This is a genomic window from Actinoallomurus sp. CA-142502 (assembly GCF_050936355.1).
Lineage (GTDB): Bacteria > Actinomycetota > Actinomycetes > Streptosporangiales > Streptosporangiaceae > Actinoallomurus > Actinoallomurus iriomotensis.
The window spans coordinates 10,455,781-10,474,851 of sequence record NZ_JBNJMY010000001.1 but is presented as its reverse complement, the minus strand read 5'-3'; the positions used below and the strand labels follow the sequence as shown (position 1 = coordinate 10,474,851).

Sequence of the window (19,071 nt, the reverse complement as noted above, 5' to 3'; positions counted from 1 at the left end):
GGCTCAGGCGTCCTTGATCTCGCAGATCACCGCGCCGCTGGACACCGTCTGGCCGACCTCGGCGCCGAGCCCGGTCACGGTGCCGGCCTTGTGCGCGGTGAGCGGCTGCTCCATCTTCATCGCCTCGAGCACCACGATCGGGTCGCCGGCCGCGACGGTCGCGCCGTCCTGCGCGACGACCTTGACGATCGTGCCCTGCATCGGGCTGACCAGGGCGTCGCCCCCGGCCTGCTGTGCGCTGGACTTCTTCTTGCTCTGGCGCTTCGCCGGGCCCTTGCCGGCCGTCGCGGCGGTCGCCGCTCCGAGCCCGGCGGGCAGCACGACCTCGATGCGCTTGCCGCCGACCTCGACCGTGACCTTCTCGCGCTCTTCCGGCTCCGCCGCCTCGGCCGCACCCTCGTACGGCGGGATCTGGTTGTCGAACTCCGTCTCGATCCACCGGGTGTGCACGCGGAACGGCTCATCGGTGAACGCCGGGTCCGCCACGACCACCCGGTGGAACGGAATGACGGTCGGCATGCCCTCGATCTCGAACTCGTCCAGCGCCCGCCGGGCCCGCTGGAGGGCCTGCTTTCTGGTGGCACCGGTGACGACCAGCTTGGCGATCATCGAGTCGTACATCTGAGGGACGGTCATGCCCTGCTCGAACCCGGTGTCGAGCCGCACGCCGGGCCCGCTGGGCGGGCTCCAGGTCCGTACGGTGCCGGGCGCGGGAAGGAAGTTGCGCCCGGCGTCCTCGGCGTTGATCCGGAACTCGAAGGAATGCCCGCGCAGCACGGGGTCGCCGTACCCGATCGTCTCCCCGTCGGCGATCCGGAACTGCTCGCGCACGAGGTCGACGCCCGCCACCTCTTCGCTCACCGGGTGCTCGACCTGAAGGCGGGTGTTGACCTCGAGGAAGGAAATCGTGCCGTCCTGGCCGACGAGGAACTCACAGGTGCCCGCGCCGACGTATCCGGCCTCTTTCAGGATGGCCTTGGAGCTGTCGTACAGGGTCTGGATCTGCTCGTCGCTGAGGAACGGCGCCGGGGCCTCCTCGACCAGTTTCTGGTGACGCCGCTGCAGGGAGCAGTCACGCGTCGAAACGACGACGACGTTGCCCTCCTTGTCGGCGAGGCACTGCGTCTCGACGTGACGCGGCCGGTCGAGGTACCGCTCGACGAAGCACTCCCCACGCCCGAACGCGCCCACGGCCTCCCGTACGGCGGAGTCGTAGAGGTGGGGGATCTCCTCGATGGTCCGCGCGACCTTCAGCCCTCGCCCACCACCGCCGAACGCCGCCTTGATCGCGACCGGCAGGCCGTGCTCCCGGGCGAACGCGACGACCTCGTCGGCGTCCTGCACCGGGTCCTTGGTGCCGGCGACGAGGGGCGCCCCGACCTTCTGCGCGATGTGCCGGGCCTCGACCTTGTCCCCGAGCGCCTGGATGGCCCGGGGCGGCGGCCCGATCCAGATGAGCCCCGCGTCGATCACGGCCGTGGCGAAGTCGGCGTTCTCGGCGAGAAAGCCGTACCCGGGGTGGACGGCGTCGGCGCCGCTCTCTTTGGCGACGTTGAGGAGCTTGTCGATGTCGAGGTAACTCTCGGCCGCACTCTGCCCACCGAGCGCGTACGCCTCGTCGGCCACCTTGACGTGCAGCCCGTCGAGATCCGGCTCGGAGTACACGGCCACGCTGAGGATCCCCGCGTCCTTACAGGCACGCGCAATCCGGACCGCGATCTCCCCACGATTGGCGATCATCACCTTACGCACGTGCACTCCTCGCTCTCGCCGACCGCCCAAGAGTCTAGGCAAACCGGATTCGACCCACCGCAACGCCCGCCTGCTTGGCGCGCCCGCCGGTCACGTGGGGTCGATTCGATCGCGGGCCGCCACAGGTCTGTGACGGACATCGGCTCGGCGCGGCCGGCGGGCCCGCGTTCGCGTGCCGGCTCGCCCAATAAGCATGTGGGCGCGGTTTCCTTCAGTGAAGGGCCCGCCCGATACGTGCGGGTCACCGTGTCTGTCGCCGAGGAGGCGGAATCCGGCGCCGCCAGATCGCCTTCCACCGCTCCTCCGCCTGGGGCCCGGCCCGGAGCCGGGCGTGGGTGAGCCTGCCAGGATCCTCGCATACGCCGCATCTCGGGCATATCCCGAGAGGTATGCGAGGCCCCGTACACCCGGCACAGAACTCCGCGGCCGTCCGCCGCCGCTCAACGACCCGCCCGACCACGACTGCGAGCCGCTCCCGCGGATGCACCTCCGGATCCGGACAGTAGAGATCGAGCCGCGGCCGGTCGGCAGGATCGGGCACCCGTCGCCGCGCCTTCTCCAGGCGCCGCCGCCGTTCGTATGCGATCAGATGGGGCAGCCACAGATCCCGCGCCTCGCCGAGCTCGTCGACGGCCCGAACCAGCGAATACGCGTCGCTCCCGAGATCCTCGGGAATCCCGTTCCGGACGACGAGATGATGCCAGGTGGCCCGGAAACCGTACGGCCCGAACCGCAGGACACACTCCCGCAACGCCCACAAGCGACGCCCCAGCGGCTCCCCACCGTCCCGAACGCGCCGAGCCGCCGCGGGAAAACTCGTCATCGCCCTGCCTCCCGGACGAACGCACTGGTCGCCGCCCTCATGGTCCGCTTCGTTCTTGAAGATCAACCAGACCTCACACCCGCTTTGAGCGGTCCGCGTGCGTGAGCGGTACGAAAGCGCGACGGCCCACCCCAGGCACCCGGCGCCCACCAAGACCACACTGAACCGAACCGTCGAGGAGTGAAGCTCCTGAATATCCTCGCCTACCGCTGCCGTGTCCTCCGCGAGAAGCGCTGTCATGGGGCTGTGCGGCTCGTCCGCGTTGTGAGGGACGACACGATCGCGGAGCCGGACGGCGATGGGAACGGGCGTTCATGCCACATATCGAGCGCCGATCCGAGACCGTAATACGAAGTATCGACGTATCTTATATGGCTGCGTAGTAATGTCCCTGTCAGGTGCATATCGTGCAAGATCCGCAGGCCACTGTCCAGATTCGGACAGGGCGAGCCGCCGTCGAGCGGCGCCGAATTGGCGATGCAATGTAGAAACTTCAGACAAGAACTCGTAAGCTGGCTGCCTATGTCCGACAGGTCGCAGCCCCCTCCGTTCGCCGCGTGGTACTCGGCTGAAGGAACTCTAGATCCGGATTGTCAGCGGACCGGTGTGTTGTCGACCAGCTCCCTCTGTCCGCTGGTCGGAGTCAGGCCGGCCGGTCAGCCAGCGGGCCTGTATGCACGCTACGTGAGTCGAGGGCAGCGTCGGCTTACGAGTTCGGGCATAGCGGACACCAAGCACTTGGGCTGCCCGTGCAAGCGGCATCCGTCACCAGCCGTCGCCGGATCGGCGAGACCGTCGCCGATCGAAGTCCCGTCCATGGAGAGAGGTAGACGAGCGCGAGCTAAGAAAGCAGTCACGCGGCCCCAGTCGCGTTGCCTTCGAAGAGGAGGCCGGGCAACAGGAGCTCCGAGACTGTGGATGAGCCAGACGGAACCAGTAAACGTCAGCGATCGTCGTATCGACGAGAGAGCGTAGCCGCAGAACTTTTCGGGGCGTGCTTTGGCTGGCGTGTCCGTGGATCTCGGTGGTCCACTGTCGCAACGGCTGAGGTGATCAGGATGCGTAGCTTCGTAATTGGATACCGCTTTGGCTGACCAGAAGCTGGCCGTATAGGCCGTACGCTTCAAAAAGTATTTGTAGTCCACGCAAAAAGGAGTGGTGATGTCAGACGTAATCGGCGGCAGCCCAGAACAGATGCGCGAGCTTGCACGTATCTTCGACAAGCATTCGGCTGGTCTTCAGGCTCTGATCAAGGACCTGAACGGCCGCACCGTCAACAGCACCACGATCTGGAAGGGCGATCACGCCAACAAGTTCCGCGGATCGTGGCACGAGGCCAAAGCGTCGTTCGACAAGATGGCGCTTGCGCTGCAAGAGGCGCACAAGTTCATTAACAGTAAGGCGCAGAGTCTGGACGCTTGGCAGAAGTAAATCGCCTTTGAGGGGACCCGGCGTCAGCGGGTCCCCTCGCAGGCTCGCGCCCCATCGAGACCGGCGTCCTGGAGAAACGGCCAATGCCCAGCAAAGCCGAGATTGAACACTCAATTGCAACCCTGAAGCAACTGAAGGCGCAGTATGGAAATAGCTTGAAAAGCGTCTCGGGTCAAGTGGGTGCATCATGGATGGGCGGCGGATCGATGAACTTCATTAGGCTGCTGAGCTATCATGACGGCCGAATTAATCGGATTATTGATACTGCGATATCTGAGCTGCAGCGCTTGAAGAAGAACGCCTCTTAGTCTCCGTCCGCCGGCCTAAATGCTAGAAGTGATTAGTAGGTAAAAGCGATGGTTGCCACAAACGACGGCGGCGCAAGCGACGAAGTCGACGTGAATATTGACGGTATGCGTGCCGTGGTAAAAACGTTGCGTAACGTAGAGGCGAAACTGCAGGCTCTGGGGCCGAAGTTCACTGCGGCGGTGCAGGGAACCGGGGTCCCGGATCCTAGTGGACCAGTCGCGGCGGCCGCCGTGTGGCTAGCTAGCGAGATACCCGGTCTCGAGCAGCGGATCCGGCTGGCTACAGGAGATCCGGGGACCAATGATCCTCTTGGCGATATGCCTGCCGGCTGGGCCAAAATCGATGAATCTCTGATCACCCACGAGACGGCACAACAAATTGCAAACAGGGGTGCTAATCTAGCCGACCAGGTCTGGCAGCATTCCGACTCCCCGCAAGGGATTCCGAAGTCTCTGATAAATCAGCTGAAGAAGCAGCAGCTGAACCCAGATTTCGCGGCTGGCTTCTGGGCCAGACTAGGTCCCGAAAAAGCGGCAGACCTCATGGCAAGGCTGGCGCGAGATGGCCAGACCTGGCACGACGGTGGACGCAATGGCGATACACGCTCGCCGAAACAGTATGAGGCGGATCAGCAAGCAGCGCTGGAGGCGTTGAGCGTCTCATTGGGGACAGCGAGTCGAGCTGCCGGACAGATTCACCTAAGTTCAGACTATGGGCAGAGGCTGGCCAAACGCGGCCCAGAGGCAGCCGGCCAACTACTCCGAGCCGGGAAGTTCGACAAGAACTTCCTGTTGCAGGCGGCAACGGAAATATATAATTGGCGTGTCCAGGGAGTTCGCAATCACCAGCCGGAGCCTGAAGCGGGCAAAGCTCTACTTGTAGGTCCAGACAAACCGCCTGGTTCCTATGACCCCATGGTCAATGCACTTGCAGCGCTATCGCGCAACCTCGACGCCTCACAGGCATGGTTTACACCGCAACGTTTGCGGACGCTGCTTGGTGGTACGGGCGACAAAGATCAGAATGACACGGGACGCTCACATCTCCACCTTGGCGACAATGGGAAGTCTTTGGGGGACTTCGTATCGGTCGCTGGTGCCGGAGTCCGAGACCGCGGGCCAAGAGGTCGACGCTCTGCAGAGATTGCCGCTCAGACCGTACATGAGGCGGCTAAGTTGAACAACTTGCTCGAAGGTTTCAAACCCGGAATGGGTGAGGTTCTTTCCTCATACATCCACGACGTCGCACGGGCTTCGTGGAGTGGTGAACGAGGTCCCAATAACCAGACAGTAGCCCAAATGCTCGATCTAAAATCAGGACATCCACACTGGACTACGGATGATCAGGGCGTACAGGCCGGGGATCCTATCGGTGCAAACTTCGATATAAGTGATCTTAGGAAGATTCTTCCGCAAGTCGAAACAAATGACGACGCTTGGCGCTCCATATTGGCCGGTGCGCGCCAGTACAGTGCAGGCTATCTGGGATATGCGGCGCGGCAATCCAGAACCGATGGCGCGGCAGTATTTCAGGAGGCGGAGAACAGAGTAGGTAGTATGTTCGGCGTCCTCGGCTCGAAGCACGCTCTCGGAAAGATCGGTGAGGCAGCCGCCAGGGACCAACGCCGTGCCGAGCTGCTCGGCTTGATAAAGAGCACGGTAGACATATGGAGCGTCACGGATATAGTTGGAAAGCTCCCTGGCGACAAAACAGCTGACTTTGTTGGGCTTGCTCGCGGTCAAATCGAAGATGCGGTGGTTGGCGAGCTTCTGCATCCCACAAAGCCAGGAGAACAAGCCAGGGCGGATGCCACTGACGATGACCTGATTCAGGAGCTCCAAAATATGGCTGCCGGGGCGGCCAGTGACGGTGGTCTTCTCCATACTAAAGAGGACCGTAGCAAGTCCGGTCTCAACCTTGATCCGGCAAAATGGTTCGAGCACTACAAAAAGTTTCACCCTTTGGAGGCAAAAGATGAGAAGTTCTTCGATGATCACGGTGTGATCTTGCCGCCTGAGGCTATGACGCCGGCGCAACGTGCAGCGTACGGCGAATACATTAATACGGCGTTCACGGGCCATAGTGGTGACCTTGCGAACGCTTACCGTAGTGCTTCGCAGAGTTGGACTAACTAATACGTAGGCGTGCGACTGTCCGGCACTCGGCGTTCGTCATATAGATGACCGAATTATGTAGTACGATATCGCCGTAATCTCCACTCTTTGGCATTCCGTAGCATGGAGGAAGCGTCGCTATGAGCGATATGTGGCCATCTTTGGTCATTCTGTAAAGCGACGCGTTCATGCGCACAATGTAGCCGTAGTTGCCGGCCGATACGATGCGCGAAGCCGGGTTGTTCAGTTTTTGGCTCAGAGCCTCAAGCGGTGCAGTCCCCGGGAGCGGCTCGAGTTCAGTGCCGTTTAGTCGCAGAAGCTGCTGGCCCAAGATGAGAAGATGACCGTCCGCTCCGATGGCCAACGATGTAGAGAGGCGAATTGAGACGTCCGTGGACTTGGTCGCCTGCCTTATGGGATTGGTGTTGGTTCCGCCCACTTTTCCGGCGATAGTCCTGATCGCTCCAGAGATCTCTACGTCTCTTACGATGGACCGGTCTCCTTCTGCCTTAACGGCAACGTAGATCTTCTTGTGATCAGGCGTGACCGCAATCGAGATCGGATCACCTAGTCGCACTTCTGTTGCCGGCCGTCCGTCTCCCTCTCGAATATCGTTCTTACCATGCGCTATATCGACGCTCTTGGGGTCGGCGCCGGCGATGGTGAGCCTCTTTCCGTCCGCCGTAACTTCGCGTATGGTCTGACGTTCTTCATCGGCTATGAACAAATTCCCTTGCGCGTCTGTCGCAATGCCTACCGGCTGTCCCAATGGCGCCATGTGGGATTTGCCGGGCTCTTGAAACATCGTGTTCTTGTCGACGGCGATGCTTATGGGGCCGCTAGGGGGGAGGCGGTAGATTGTCCGCCGAAAAGGCTCGCCAATGTATATGGTGCCATCCGGTGATACGGCGAGCATATTTGGGGAGTTGAACTGGGCCTCGGTGGGGCGGTCGGTTTGCTCAGGCTTCATGTTGTAACCACCGCCCGCAATAACTACGAACTGTCCGACTTTCTCCTTAGGGGAGGACGTTTTTTCGCTACTGCCGCCACCCGTGCATGCAGCAGACGGCAGTCCGCAGATGAGCGCAGCGACGACGCAGCGTATGACCCGAGACCTGGTGGTAGTCATGACGACTATTTTACGGATTTCATCAACCACGTGCACTATGGGAGAGGTCGTTACTAAGGCTCCATGCTTGCCGAGGGCTCGCCTGGGCGAAGGTGATGGTCGGGTGGAGACCTCTCCTGTGTACGCTGATGCCGTTGCTCCGCAGGCGCGCATGGCGAGGCTTGCCGTAAATGCCCTACCTCTAATGATCGGCATGGGTCAGGCTACGGCCAAGATGCGCCATGTGCACTGGCTTGGTAAATGTGGCCGTCAGGTGGGTCCGAAGGCGGCCCCCGGTCTCCTAGAGAGGGATTGCGATCTGAATGGGTGTCGTCTGGCCCGTGTTGGCGAGGACTCCTCGCCCTATGGTGCCGACGACGGTGTTGTTTCGGGGAAGAGCTATGCCGAGAAGATCACCATCGTCTGCTGATCTCACGCCAAGAAGGACGCCCGACCTTGACCGTCGTATGTCTGCGAGCAAGCCGTTGAATACTCGTGTGAGATCGTCGCTGCTTCCAGCGATGATGATGCCTTGTTCGGCATCTCGGGCCTCTCGGAGGCGCGCCGTCAGCGCGTCGTCCAAATCGCTGTCCCCGATCAGCTCGGCATCGTCTACGACCAGCACGTAGCGCTTCCTCTCGCCTACCGCCGCTGCCACGGCATCATCGGTGGCTTTGTCGTCGAGAACCGCTAGTACGCCGGGCCGGCCTTCAAGTTCTCGCAATGGGGATCGGCGAGGACAGATCAGCACGACGGGCACGAGCCCATCGCCGATCTCGGGGTCCAGAAGGGACTGCACCATTGTCATCAGCACCGTGGAGCGGCCGGAGCGCGGCGGACCTGCCACTGTGAAACCGGGGCCGTCGGCGAGAAGGTCCACGCCGACCGGTCCAAGTTCGTCTCCGCCGACGCCGACCAGGGCCCACAGAGGGGACGGCGCTATGAAGTCAGGGTCGAGTGCCAAGGCTGATGCGAAAGTGGCGCGCACAGGTAGCTCATCCACGTGCAGTGGCCGAAGGCTACGCCGCTGGCGGCCGTACACCTCCTCCGCGTCACGTGCGAGTCGTTGCAGGGCCGCGACCTGGGCAGTACCCGAAGGTTCGCTGTCGAGAAGGGCGATCTGTGATTCTCGTAGCGACGAAAGCCCGGGACCAACGACCTCCAGCACTCGGCCAGATGGCATCTCACCGGGCACGTGGCGTTCGTTGATGCCTGCGTAGTTGTAGTCGTTCGGGTCCGACATTCTCAGGATCAACCGGTCATCGAACACGGTGGAGACCTGGCCGGCCAACCCGGAGCGGTCACCGGTGAAGATCGCTCGTAGGCCGACAGCGGCACCTTCACGCAACAGGCGAAGGATCGTGTCGATCAGGCGGCCGAAGTCGTAGTTCTCAAAGGCCGCGACGAAGCCCTCCCACCGGTCCAGCATCAAGACCATCCACGGCAGGCGGTCGGAAAAAGCCACCGCCGCGCGTTGCTCCGCCAGTGACGCGAACCCTGTCGCCGCCAATACCTGTTGCCGCCGGGCCACCTCCGCATGCAGCCGAGCGAGCAGCCGTTCCACTCGTTCGATCTGCTCGCGGCCCACCACCGCGCCGCAGTGGGGCAGTGCCACCAAGGGCAAGAGAGCGTTCGCGCCGCAGTCGATCGCGTACAGGTGTACGTCGGATGGCGAGCATGTCGAGGCCAACGAACCGGCCAGCGTTCGCAGGACCGTCGAGCGGCCTGACCGAGCCGAGCCGGCCACGTACAGGTGGCCGCCGTGCACCAGGTCCAGCGTCAGGGCTGAACGGGACTGGGACGACGGCAGGTCGGTCAACCCGAAGGCTAGCGGCGGCACGTCGTCAGAATCGGCGAACACCGCCGGCAGGTCGTCCAGAGTCACGACCGACGGCAGTGGTGGCAGCCACGGCGCCGGCTGCTCCTCGATGCCCGCGCGGTCACACGCCTCGCTGATCGCCTCGACCAGGACTTTCAGGTCCGTCACCATGGTCGACTCGTCGGTCGGCACGTCGACCGATAGCGGACGGCCTAGGCGGGGCCACGGCAGAGGCGTCACCCGTGCCGGGACCGACGATGACGTGCTCCCCGGACGGCGACCGCCTATACGCGCTGCCTGAACCATCACCGGCGAGCCCACACCCGACCTCACGTAACACCGGCCCGGCGACGACTTGGAGATCCGGGCGGCCGCCGGGTCGTCGAGCACGTCCGTCGACTCGTCCGGATCGGTCACGCGCAGCGCGATGCGCAGGTTCGTGTTGGCCCGGATGTCGCCGGTCACCACGCCCGCGGGGCGCTGGGTCGCGAGCAGCAGATGGACCCCCAGCGATCGGCCGCGGCGGCCGATGTCGACCAGGCCCTCCACGAAGTCCGGCAGCTCGCCCACCATCGCCGCGAACTCGTCGATCACCAGGACCAGCCGCGGCATTCGAGTGGACGCACGGCGGTCGCCCGCGTCAAAGAGCTCGCAGTAGTCCTCGATGTCCTTCGCGCCCGCGTGCAGCAGCAACTCCTCCCGCCGCCGCAGCTCGGCCCCCAAGGACTCCAGCGCCCGCTCCGTCAGGTGGCCGTCGAGGTCCGTAACCATGCCGACCACATGGGGCAAAGAAGCGCAATCCGCGAAGGCGGCGCCGCCCTTGTAGTCGATCAGGACGAACGTCATCTCGTCCGGGCGGTTCGCGACCGCCAGGGAGGCGATCATCGTCTGCAGGAGCTCCGACTTGCCGGCGCCCGTCGTGCCCGCGATCAACCCGTGTGGGCCGTCCAAACTCAGGTCGACCGAGAACACCCCGTCAGAGGAGACCCCGATCGGCACCACCGTCGTACGGCCGCCGGACTGCCACGTCGCCTGGATCTGGGCCGCCGACGGTGTCGGCATCTGCAAGAGCTCCAGCAGCCGCGCCGACGACGGGATCATCGCCTCCGTGTCGTCGCGCGACACGTCCCGTACCGGCGCCATGGCGCGGGCCAGGCGGTCGCACCACGCCGGGGTCACCTGGTCGGCCAACACCGCGCCCACCGAGTCCAGGCCGTTGCCGTGCAGGCGTACGTGCGTCGGGCGGTCCCAGTCCCACACCGCGACGGCCGTGCACTCCTCCGGCAGCAGGCGTTCGTCGTCGTCGATGCAGATGGCGTGCAGGCCGACGGACGGGCCGCCGCTCAGCACCTGGGGCATGCCCGGCACCCGGCGCAGCTGGCGGGCGCCGTCCAGGACCAGCAGGATGTTGTACGGGCCCTCGGCCGGCGCGCCGCCGATGCCGAAGGACGACGTGGGCTCGGCCGTACGGCGGCGTTCGGTGATGCGGATGGCCAGCTCGGTCACGCGCCGGGCCACCGTGTCCGGGTCGGCGCCGATCAGGGCGACACAGTCCTCGCCCTCGCGCGGGGCGCAGTGGGGCAGCCAGCGCACCCAGTTCCAGTGGGACGCGGCGGACGGGTCCGCCGACAGTACGACGATGGCGAGGTCGCGGGGGCTGTGCAGGGCCGCCGCCTGGGCGACCAGCCAGCGGGCCAGCGCTCGGGAGCGGTCGCGGGCGCCCGACAGGCCGATCACGCCCAGTTCGGAGAGCGGCAGGGGGACGGGTACGGCGTGGGCGACCGGCGCCGGTGGCATGACCGGCTCGTCGCCGCCGCCCCGGCCGGGGCGCAGCTCGATGCGGGCGGGAAGGTCGGCCAGGCCGATGCGGAGGTGGAGCGTGTCCGGGTCGCCGACGCGGCGCTCCCACAGGCGGCGGCGCGGGCCGGTCGCGGTGAGCAGGACCTCGGCCGGGTCGGGGGCGAGCGCGCGCCATTCGGCCTGGTCGGCGCGGCGCATGCTCTCCAGCGCGCCTTCGAACTCCGCCTTCTTCGCGCGGTACTCCTTCAGCGCCTTCTTGTACGACTTGCGGCCATAGAGCCGGTCGGCGAGCCACTCGCCGACCTGGATGACCGGGTACGCCAGGGCCATCAGCGCCCAGTACCACTGCCCGGTGAAGACGACCATGCCGACGCCCGTCGCCGCGAACAGCAGCGAGCCCAGCAGCCGCAGGCGCTCGCGGTGTCCCTTCTCCGGCTCCTGCGGCACCTCGATGCGGCGCGGCCCGGACTGCGGGCGGATGCGCGGCGGCCGGTTGTAGGCCAGCCCGCCGTCGTCGAGCGGCGACAGGTGGGCGTCCGGAGCGGCGGTGAGGGCCAGCGTCAGGACGGTCGTGCCGACCGAGAGCACGCCGCCGGGCGGCCACTCCACCGTGCCCTCGAGAGGCACCTGGTCGAGGACGCCCGAACCGGACACGGTGACGCGGCGGGACTCGACCGTGACCGTGAGCGCGTGCGGGGGGATGGAGGGGTCGGCGAGACGTACGTCCACGTCGGGGGAGGTGCCGATGGTGGTCTGGCCGATGCCTAGGCGGTGCACGGGGCCGGCCGCCGGGCCGCCGCTGACGCGGATCTCGGCGATGCCGGTCGGCTCGCCGAGCACCGTGGCGGGCGCGGCGCCGGGATGCACGGCCACGAGGGTGCCGTCGCGGAGGAACCGGCTCGCCGGGGCCGCGGGGTCGAGCATCCGCCCGCCGGCCCAGAGCGGGTGCGGTGGATCGTCCACCCAACGGGCGCTCGGGAGGCGGACGACTTCCGCCAGCGGTTCCTTGGCGGTGTCGGCGTTCAATGTGGCAATAAGTGACCGCGCAACGGTTCCGACCGTCATATCGGAATCGCCGTTGACCACTACGTCACGGGGACCTTGATCGGTCAGCGCCGTGAGCGAGATTCGCATTCACCCCTCCACATCCCCAGCGTGCTGGACCAGGATAGAGAGGAGGCCGGGCGGGAGACAGCGGCTCCCCGTGAGTCGTTCCTTGATCACTTGACAACTCACGGGACTCGCTGCGCAAACAATCTGTCGTCGCCACATTGACGCGCGGCGTTATGGGCGGAACGATGGTTCGCCGCGTCCCCGTCGAACGCAATCAGCCCAAATCAGCCGAAATTGGCGGAGAGCCTGTGACCACGAGCAGTGATCGCAAGACCGACGGACGTCCCTCGCTCGGGACGGCCACCGGTCAGCGCATCCCCGTTCCCCGGCGGGAGCGCAAGCCGGCCATGGCCGCGCTGGCCGTGCTGCTCATCGTCGGCGGCGCGCTGATCAGCGCGTACCTCGTGATGGTGAGCGGTCAGCGCGTTCCGGTGATCAGCATCGCCCAGCCGGTCGCGGCGGGTCAGCGGATCCCGGCGTCGGCGCTGCGGGAGGTGCAGGTCTCGTCCACCGGCGGCCTGGACTACATCCCGTGGGGCGACCGGGCCAAGGTGACGCAGACCTTCGCGACGGTGACCCTCGTGAAGGGCGCGCTGCTCACCAACGGCATGATCAGCACCGGCTCGTCGGTCACCAAGGGCTCCGTCGTGGTGGGTCTCGCGCTCAAGCCGGGCCAGCTGCCCGCGGGCGGCCTCCAGCCGGGCGACCGCGTCGCGCTGTACGCCGTCTCCTCCCAGGGCGGCCAGAGCGGCACGCAGAGCGGCACCGTGCTCGCCCCGGCCGCCACGGTGTACGACGTGGTGCAGCCCGGCCAGAACGACATCCAGGCCGACCAGATCTCAGTCTCGGTGACCGTCCCGGTCGACCAGGCGCCCGAGGTGACCCAGGCCTCCTCGGCCGGCGCCGTCGCGGTCGCGCTGCTGCCTGCGGGGGAGAAGGCCCCGCAGACGGCGCCGAGGCAGACGACGCCCAAGCAGCCGAGCACGCAGCCGTCCGCGAACGAGTCGCCCGGAAACCCGCCCGCGTCGCCGCGCGACCGATCGACGGGCACCCCCTGATGGGGCTCGTCGTCCTCGCGGCGGACAAGGGGGCGCCGGGCGTCACGACCGCGGCGATCGCGCTGGGGGCCGTCTGGCCCCGTCCCGTACTGCTCGCCGAGTGCGACCAGGCCGGCGGCGACCTGGTGTACCGCCTGCCCGCCGACGGCGGCGGCATGCTCAACCCGGCGCGCGGCATGCTCAGCCTCGCCGCGACCGCGCGGCGCGGGCTGCGGGCCGAGCAGGTCTGGGAGCACACGCAGCGGCTCGAAGGCGGGCTGGACGTCCTGGTCGGGCTGACCCGCGCCGAGCAGGCGCAGGGACTGACCTGGCTGTGGAGTCCCCTTGGCCGGGCCTTCGCCAATCTGCCGGGCGCCGACGTGGTGGCCGATTGTGGCCGTCTGGGGCCCGGATCGGCCTTGACCGACCTGCTGCGTGAGGCGTCAATGATCGTGCTGTTCACGCGGGCGACTCTTGAACAGGTCGCTCACCTGCGTGAACGCATCGGCTCATTGTCGAATGACCTCGGGGGGCATTCCGCGCCGCCGATCGGCATCGTGGTCGTCGCCGATCCGAGCGAATACCGCACCGCCATAGCGGAGGTCAGCCGGATCATTTCGAACGCGAAACTGCCCGCTGCCGTCCTCGGGGGTTTCGCGATGGATCCCAAGGGTGCTGAAATGCTGAGGGGCCAGTGGGGCGGGCGGCTCGACCGTTCACTGCTGATCCGTTCGGCGCGGCAGCTCGCGGGTGGACTCGCGACGCGGGTCGCGCCCACATCGGGGGATGATCGCGAAACGCAGGGAGTGGCAAGTGGACCACAGCCTCGTTAAGCGCCTTCGCCAGGACGTCGGGTCCCGGCTCGCCGACCAGCGTCGGCTCGACGCCGCGAACGGCGTCGCCCCGATGAACCCCGAGGACGAACGCCAGTTCGCGCGCGCTCTCATCGGGCAAGTGCTGGAGGAGTTCGCGCGTGCGGAGATCGCGGCGGGCCGGCGTCCGCCGAACGCCGAAGAGGAGGAGCAGCTCGCCGCGGGCGTGCACGCCGCGCTGTTCGGCGTCGGCCGCCTCCAGCCCCTCCTCGAGGACCCCGAGATCGAGAACATCGACGTCAACGGCTGCGACCGGGTCTTCATCGGGTACGCCGACGGCCGTGAGGTGATGGCCGAGCCGGTCGCCGAGTCCGATGAGGAGCTCGTCGAGCTCATCCAGATCCTCGCGGCCTACAGCGGTCTGTCCAGCCGGCCGTTCGACTCCGCCAACCCCCAGCTCGACCTGCGGTTGCCCGACGGTTCCCGGCTGTCGGCCGTCATGGACGTCACCGTACGGCCCGCGCTGTCGATCCGCCGCGCCCGGCTCGGCAAGGTCTTCCTCGCCGACCTGGTCGGCAACGGCACGATCAGCACGGAGATCGGCCTGTTCCTGCGCGCCGCGGTGGCCGCCCGCAAGAACATCATGATCGCCGGGGCGACCAACGCCGGAAAGACGACGCTGCTGCGGGCGATCGCCAACGAGATCCCGACCGCCGAGCGGCTCATCACCGTGGAACGCGCCCTGGAGCTGGGCCTCGACCAGTTCTCCGAGCTGCACCCCAACGTCGTCGCGCTGGAGGAGCGGCTGCCCAACTCCGAGGGTCAGGGCACGATCACGATGGCCGAGCTCGTCCGCCGGTCGCTGCGCATGAACCCCTCCCGCGTGATCGTCGGTGAGGTGCTCGGCGACGAGATCGTGACCATGCTCAACGCGATGACCCAGGGCAACGACGGCTCGCTGTCGACGATCCACGCGAACTCCTCCTGGGAGGTGTTCAACCGCATCGCGACGTACGCCCTGCAGTCCGACGAGCGGCTGCCGATCGAGGCGACGCACATGCTCATCGCGGGCGCCATCGACTTCGTCGTGTTCATCGAGAAGCGCAACGACTACGCGCACGGCGGGCGGCTGCGCCGGTTCGTCTCCAGCATCCGCGAGGTGACGGGCTGCGACGGCCGGGTGCTGTCCAGCGAGATCTTCGAACCCGGCCAGGACGGGAGCGCCCGGCCGGCCGCGCCGATCGCCTGCGTCCAGGAGCTCGTGCCGTACGGCTACGACCCGTCCCACGGAGCGGTCTGGTGACAGGGGCGTTCTCGGGGGGCCTCGCGCTCGCGCTCGTCGCGGGCGCGCTGACCGGTGGCGGCGTGCTGCTGCTCATCGTCGCGATCCGCGGCGTGCGCCCGCGGCCCGGCCGGCCGTCGGCGCGCAGCCGCGAGGAGATCATCCGCACCCTGACGACCCGTACGGCGCTGGCGGTCGTCGTGGGCGTCGTCGTGCTCATCATCACCCGGTGGCCGGTCGCCGGCGTCGGCGCGGCGCTGCTCGTGCTCGGGTGGAACAGCATCGGCGGCGGCGCGGCCGAAGAACGCCGCTCGATGGCGCGCCTGGAGGCGCTCGCCGCGTGGACCGAGTCGCTGCGCGACACCATCGCGGGCGCGGTCGGCCTCGAACAGGCCATCCCGTCGTCGCTGCGGGCCGTGGCGCCGGTGCTGCGCCCGAAGGTGCAGGCCCTCGTCGACCGGCTGCACACGCGGGTGCCGCTCGCGGACGGCCTGCGGATGTTCGGCGACGACCTCGACGACGCGTCCGCGGACCTCGTCGTCGCCGCGCTGATCCTCAACGCGCGGCTGCGCGGTCCCGGCCTGCGCGACATGCTGGGCGCGCTGGCCGACTCCGCGCGCGCCGAACTCGACATGCGCCGCCGGGTCGAGGCGAACCGCCGGACGACCCGCCGCAGCGTCCAGATCGTCGTCGGCGTCTCGGTCGGCACCGCGCTGCTGCTCGCCGTCGTCAACCGCACGTACGTCGCGATGTACGACTCGCTCACCGGGCAGCTCGTCCTGGCGGTCGTGGTCGGCCTGTTCGCGGTCGGGTTCATCTGGCTGCGGCGCCTGGCCAAGTACGAGACGCCGCAGCGGTTCCTGGCCTCGGCCGACTCCGACAAGCCGGAGGCGCCGGACAAGCCGGGAGTGCCGGGCGAGGTTCCCGAGACCGTCGCGCGCTGGCAGGGGCAGACGCCCGCGAACGGCAGTCCCACCGTGCCCGGACCGCGAGGAGGCACCCGATGACCGTCGCCCTGCTGGCCGGCGCCTTCTTCGGACTCGGCGCGTACCTGCTGTTCCGCGCGCTGTTCCCGCCGCGTCCGGGCCTGTCGGCGCGGCTCGCCGCCTTCGACGCGGCGCGCCGGCGCGGGGAGGCCGAGCCGACCGGGCGCGCCGCGGCCACGGCCGAGCGGGTCACCGGGCTGCGGGCGCGGTTCGGCCGGTCGCTGGCCGCCTTCTACGAGTCGCGTGGCTGGCAGCAGCGGTCCGTACGCGCGGACCTGACGCTGCTGGACCGATCGTTCGAGAACTTCCTGGCGACGAAGTTCCTGCTCGCGATCGGGGCGATCGTGTTCATCCCGATCCTCGTCGCCTACTTCGCCGTGCTGGGGCTGCACGTCGTGGTCGCCGTGCCGGTGTGGCTCGGCCTCTTCTTCGCGCTGATCTTCTTCCTGCTGCCGGACATGCAGCTCCGCCAGGAGGCGGCCTCCCGGCGGCGCGACTTCCGGCACGCGGTCAGCGCCTTCCTCGACCTTGTCGCGATGAACCTCGCCGGCGGTCGTGGCGTGCCGGAGGCGCTGATGACCGCGGCGAACGTCGGCGACGGCTGGGCCGTGCGCCGCATCCGCGACGCCCTGGCGAACGCCCGGATCACCGGGATCACGCCCTGGCAGGCGCTGGGCCGCCTCGGCGACGACGTCAACGTCGACGAACTTCGCGACCTGTCCGCCGCCCTCGCGCTGGTGGCCGACGACGGGGCGAAGGTGCGGCAGTCACTCTCCGCCCGCGCGGCCAGCATGCGCAGCAGGCAACTCGCCGACATCGAAGGAAAGGCCGGTGAACGCTCTCAGTCCATGCTCGTCGCCCAGCTCCTGCTGTGCGCCGGTTTCCTGGTGTTCCTCGCCTATCCGGCGGTGATGCGCGTGGTCGCTTCATAACTCGTTTCCCGTCCGTTCTTTTCCCCCGACTGCGAGGTGCTTCATGCAGTGGCTGAATCCGATGAACGACCCCGTCGTGGCCTACATCCGGTCACACGTTGAAATGCGAATTCACCGGTTGCGTCAGGAGACGGACCGGACCCGTGGCGCGTCCGCGATCGAGTGGGCGATCATCACCGGAATCCTCGCCCTCATCGCCATCACCGTGGGCTGGGTCATCTACCGGCGCGTCACGGCCGCGGCGAACAAGATCAACGTGGACAACGGCCCCGGTAACTGACGAGTGGCCGGGGCGCGCCGTCTATCCGGGAAAGGGCGAACGCCGATATGCGGCCGGTCGCGGCCATCGGTAAATGGTTGACAGCTTTTCACGCTAATTCGTAGGATTTGATGTGACAAGAATGCGCGGCAAGCACGGGGGCGGTAAGTACCGGGTGCGTACGACCGGCCGCGCGTCGACCCGAGGGCGGCGCGATCGGGGTGCGAACACGCTCGAACTCGCCCTGCTGACGCCGGTTCTGCTTCTCGTCATTCTGTTCGTCGTCCAGTTCGCCCTCGTGTTCAACGCCCGGCACGTCGCGCTCGCCGCCGCGCAGGCGGCCGCGCGGGTCGCCCGTGAACAGCGCACGGGCGACTGGCGGTCGGCGGCGAAGTCGGAGGGGATCGACTACGTCAACAAGATCGGCCCGCAGCTGCTGACGAAGGTGGACGCGGTCCCGGAGGAGAACGTGGGGCAGCACGTGCGCGGAGTCACCGTCGGTGGATACGCCGTGCCCGTCGTGCCGTTCTTCCGGTTCCGCGTCAGCGAGCACTCGAGCGGCCCGGTCGAGTGCTACCGGCCCGACAACGGTCTCGACCAATGCGAATAGCCAAGAGACGCGACGCGGGGACGATGGCGCTGGAGCTGGCGCTGCTGACGCCCGTTCTCGTGGCCTTCATGATGGTCATGGTCGGGCTGGGCCGGGTGGTCGAGGCGCAGAGCCAGGTCGACGGCGCCGCCCGTGACGCCGCGCGGGCCGCCTCCCTCGCCCGCAGCACCGCGGGGGCGAACAAGGCCGCGGCCGACGCCGCGGAGCAGACGCTGAGCGGCCGCAAGTGGTGCCGCCGGCTGCCGGGCACCACGGTCGACTTCTCCCAGTGGCGCCAGGGCGGGCAGGTCTCGGTGGCGGTCCACTGCGACATCGACCTGACCGGCCTGTCGTTCATCGGATTCAGCCCCTCCCGCACGATGACCGGCACCGCGACGGCGCCGATCGACACGTTCCGGAGGATCGAGTGAGACGGCGGAGGGACGACCGGGGCACGGTCGCGCTGTTCACGACGATCTTCGCCGTGTTCGTGCTCGTCCTGGCCGGGCTCCTCGTCGACGGCGGCCTGACCATCCACGCCCGCCAGCGCGCCGCCGACATCGCCGAGCAGGCCGCCCGCGCCGCCGCGGACGACATCGACGTCGCCTACCTCCGCCGTACCGGCCGGGCGCGCATTCTGGCCACCGACGCCCCGTGCCGCCGCGCGCGGCTGCTCGCGAAGAAGTATCCCGAGGTGACGGGCCCGATCCAGTGCGACACCTCCGGCGGGGAGGTCGCGCGGGTCATCGTCCAGATCCGGGTGAAGTTCCAACTGCTTAGCGCTTTCGGCTTCTCGGACATGACAATGTCCTCAGCGGCATCGGCCCATCCACAGGAGGGGATCTGAGCTCCCGGCCCCGCCCGGCGGGGCTCGCCATCCGGTCCTGCGCACAAGGAGTGATCAG

15 protein-coding genes are annotated in these 19,071 nt (G+C 67.2%); 12 read left to right on the top strand and 3 right to left on the bottom strand.

Going from position 1 to position 19,071, the window contains the following annotated elements; all coding sequences use genetic code 11:
* Positions 1-3: 3 nt before the first annotated feature.
* Positions 4-1,752: an acetyl/propionyl/methylcrotonyl-CoA carboxylase subunit alpha gene (locus ACQEV1_RS49110; RefSeq protein WP_285625475.1), complete on the bottom strand. Its 1,749-nt coding sequence runs from the start codon at positions 1,750-1,752 to the stop codon at positions 4-6.
* A 1,984-nt stretch (positions 1,753-3,736) separates the two neighbouring features.
* Here ACQEV1_RS49110 and ACQEV1_RS49105 point away from each other — a divergent pair.
* From ACQEV1_RS49105 to ACQEV1_RS49095, 3 genes are all read left to right on the top strand, one after another.
* A complete protein-coding gene (locus tag ACQEV1_RS49105; protein ID WP_433404755.1) occupies positions 3,737-4,006 on the top strand; it encodes a WXG100 family type VII secretion target in 270 nt (89 codons plus the stop codon).
* An 83-nt stretch (positions 4,007-4,089) separates the two neighbouring features.
* The gene (locus ACQEV1_RS49100) at positions 4,090-4,314 is read left to right on the top strand and encodes a hypothetical protein (protein WP_433404752.1); all 225 of its coding nucleotides are present in this window, start codon (positions 4,090-4,092) and stop codon (positions 4,312-4,314) included.
* Positions 4,315-4,362: 48 nt separating this feature from the next.
* On the top strand, positions 4,363-6,450 hold the full coding sequence (locus tag ACQEV1_RS49095) for a hypothetical protein (RefSeq protein WP_433404750.1): 2,088 nt from the start codon (positions 4,363-4,365) through the stop codon (positions 6,448-6,450).
* On the opposite strand, the gene ACQEV1_RS49090 is transcribed toward ACQEV1_RS49095, so the two are convergent.
* Together ACQEV1_RS49090 and ACQEV1_RS49085 are read right to left on the bottom strand one after the other, a co-directional pair.
* Positions 6,443-7,558 carry a hypothetical protein gene (locus ACQEV1_RS49090; RefSeq protein WP_433404747.1) on the bottom strand — a complete coding sequence of 372 codons (1,116 nt, stop codon included), beginning with the start codon at positions 7,556-7,558 and terminating at the stop codon, positions 6,443-6,445. The two genes, ACQEV1_RS49095 and ACQEV1_RS49090, sit on opposite strands and share 8 nt — an antisense overlap.
* Before the next feature lie 280 nt (positions 7,559-7,838).
* Complete coding sequence (locus ACQEV1_RS49085) at positions 7,839-12,290, bottom strand: FtsK/SpoIIIE domain-containing protein (protein WP_433404744.1); 4,452 nt, start codon at positions 12,288-12,290, stop codon at positions 7,839-7,841.
* A 227-nt stretch (positions 12,291-12,517) separates the two neighbouring features.
* Between ACQEV1_RS49085 and ACQEV1_RS49080 the strand changes: the two genes are divergently transcribed.
* From ACQEV1_RS49080 to ACQEV1_RS49040, 9 genes are all read left to right on the top strand, one after another.
* Positions 12,518-13,327, top strand: a complete 810-nt coding sequence (locus tag ACQEV1_RS49080) for a hypothetical protein (RefSeq protein ID WP_285625485.1) — start codon at positions 12,518-12,520, stop codon at positions 13,325-13,327.
* Complete coding sequence (locus tag ACQEV1_RS49075) at positions 13,327-14,139, top strand: hypothetical protein (RefSeq protein ID WP_285625487.1); 813 nt, start codon at positions 13,327-13,329, stop codon at positions 14,137-14,139. The genes ACQEV1_RS49080 and ACQEV1_RS49075 overlap by 1 nt, the downstream gene beginning before the upstream one ends.
* On the top strand, positions 14,120-15,421 hold the full coding sequence (locus ACQEV1_RS49070) for a CpaF family protein (RefSeq protein WP_285625489.1): 1,302 nt from the start codon (positions 14,120-14,122) through the stop codon (positions 15,419-15,421). Before ACQEV1_RS49075 ends, ACQEV1_RS49070 begins: the two co-directional genes overlap by 20 nt.
* Complete coding sequence (locus tag ACQEV1_RS49065; protein WP_285625491.1) at positions 15,418-16,407, top strand: type II secretion system F family protein; 990 nt, start codon at positions 15,418-15,420, stop codon at positions 16,405-16,407. Before ACQEV1_RS49070 ends, ACQEV1_RS49065 begins: the two co-directional genes overlap by 4 nt.
* Complete coding sequence (locus tag ACQEV1_RS49060) at positions 16,404-17,318, top strand: type II secretion system F family protein (RefSeq protein WP_285579378.1); 915 nt, start codon at positions 16,404-16,406, stop codon at positions 17,316-17,318. The genes ACQEV1_RS49065 and ACQEV1_RS49060 overlap by 4 nt, the downstream gene beginning before the upstream one ends.
* A gap of 43 nt (positions 17,319-17,361) precedes the next feature.
* The gene (locus tag ACQEV1_RS49055) at positions 17,362-17,598 is read left to right on the top strand and encodes a hypothetical protein (protein ID WP_285625497.1); all 237 of its coding nucleotides are present in this window, start codon (positions 17,362-17,364) and stop codon (positions 17,596-17,598) included.
* Between the two features lie 121 nt (positions 17,599-17,719).
* Positions 17,720-18,187 (top strand): TadE/TadG family type IV pilus assembly protein, encoded by a 468-nt coding sequence (locus tag ACQEV1_RS49050; protein WP_285579488.1) that lies wholly within the window; start codon positions 17,720-17,722, stop codon positions 18,185-18,187.
* Positions 18,178-18,597 (top strand): TadE family protein, encoded by a 420-nt coding sequence (locus ACQEV1_RS49045; protein WP_285579376.1) that lies wholly within the window; start codon positions 18,178-18,180, stop codon positions 18,595-18,597. The genes ACQEV1_RS49050 and ACQEV1_RS49045 overlap by 10 nt, the downstream gene beginning before the upstream one ends.
* Positions 18,594-19,013 (top strand): pilus assembly protein TadG-related protein, encoded by a 420-nt coding sequence (locus tag ACQEV1_RS49040; protein WP_433404737.1) that lies wholly within the window; start codon positions 18,594-18,596, stop codon positions 19,011-19,013. The genes ACQEV1_RS49045 and ACQEV1_RS49040 overlap by 4 nt, the downstream gene beginning before the upstream one ends.
* The last annotated feature ends 58 nt before the right edge of the window (positions 19,014-19,071 follow it).

Coding starts and splice junctions, on each gene's coding strand:
- ACQEV1_RS49045 (WP_285579376.1), top strand. CDS start 18,178: ATGCGAATAGCCAAGAGACGCGACGCGGGGACGATGGCGCTGGAGCTG.
- ACQEV1_RS49085 (WP_433404744.1), bottom strand. CDS start 12,290: ATGCGAATCTCGCTCACGGCGCTGACCGATCAAGGTCCCCGTGACGTA.
- ACQEV1_RS49095 (WP_433404750.1), top strand. CDS start 4,363: ATGGTTGCCACAAACGACGGCGGCGCAAGCGACGAAGTCGACGTGAAT.
- ACQEV1_RS49090 (WP_433404747.1), bottom strand. CDS start 7,558: ATGACTACCACCAGGTCTCGGGTCATACGCTGCGTCGTCGCTGCGCTC.
- ACQEV1_RS49055 (WP_285625497.1), top strand. CDS start 17,362: ATGCAGTGGCTGAATCCGATGAACGACCCCGTCGTGGCCTACATCCGG.
- ACQEV1_RS49060 (WP_285579378.1), top strand. CDS start 16,404: ATGACCGTCGCCCTGCTGGCCGGCGCCTTCTTCGGACTCGGCGCGTAC.
- ACQEV1_RS49105 (WP_433404755.1), top strand. CDS start 3,737: ATGTCAGACGTAATCGGCGGCAGCCCAGAACAGATGCGCGAGCTTGCA.
- ACQEV1_RS49050 (WP_285579488.1), top strand. CDS start 17,720: ATGCGCGGCAAGCACGGGGGCGGTAAGTACCGGGTGCGTACGACCGGC.
- ACQEV1_RS49100 (WP_433404752.1), top strand. CDS start 4,090: ATGCCCAGCAAAGCCGAGATTGAACACTCAATTGCAACCCTGAAGCAA.
- ACQEV1_RS49075 (WP_285625487.1), top strand. CDS start 13,327: ATGGGGCTCGTCGTCCTCGCGGCGGACAAGGGGGCGCCGGGCGTCACG.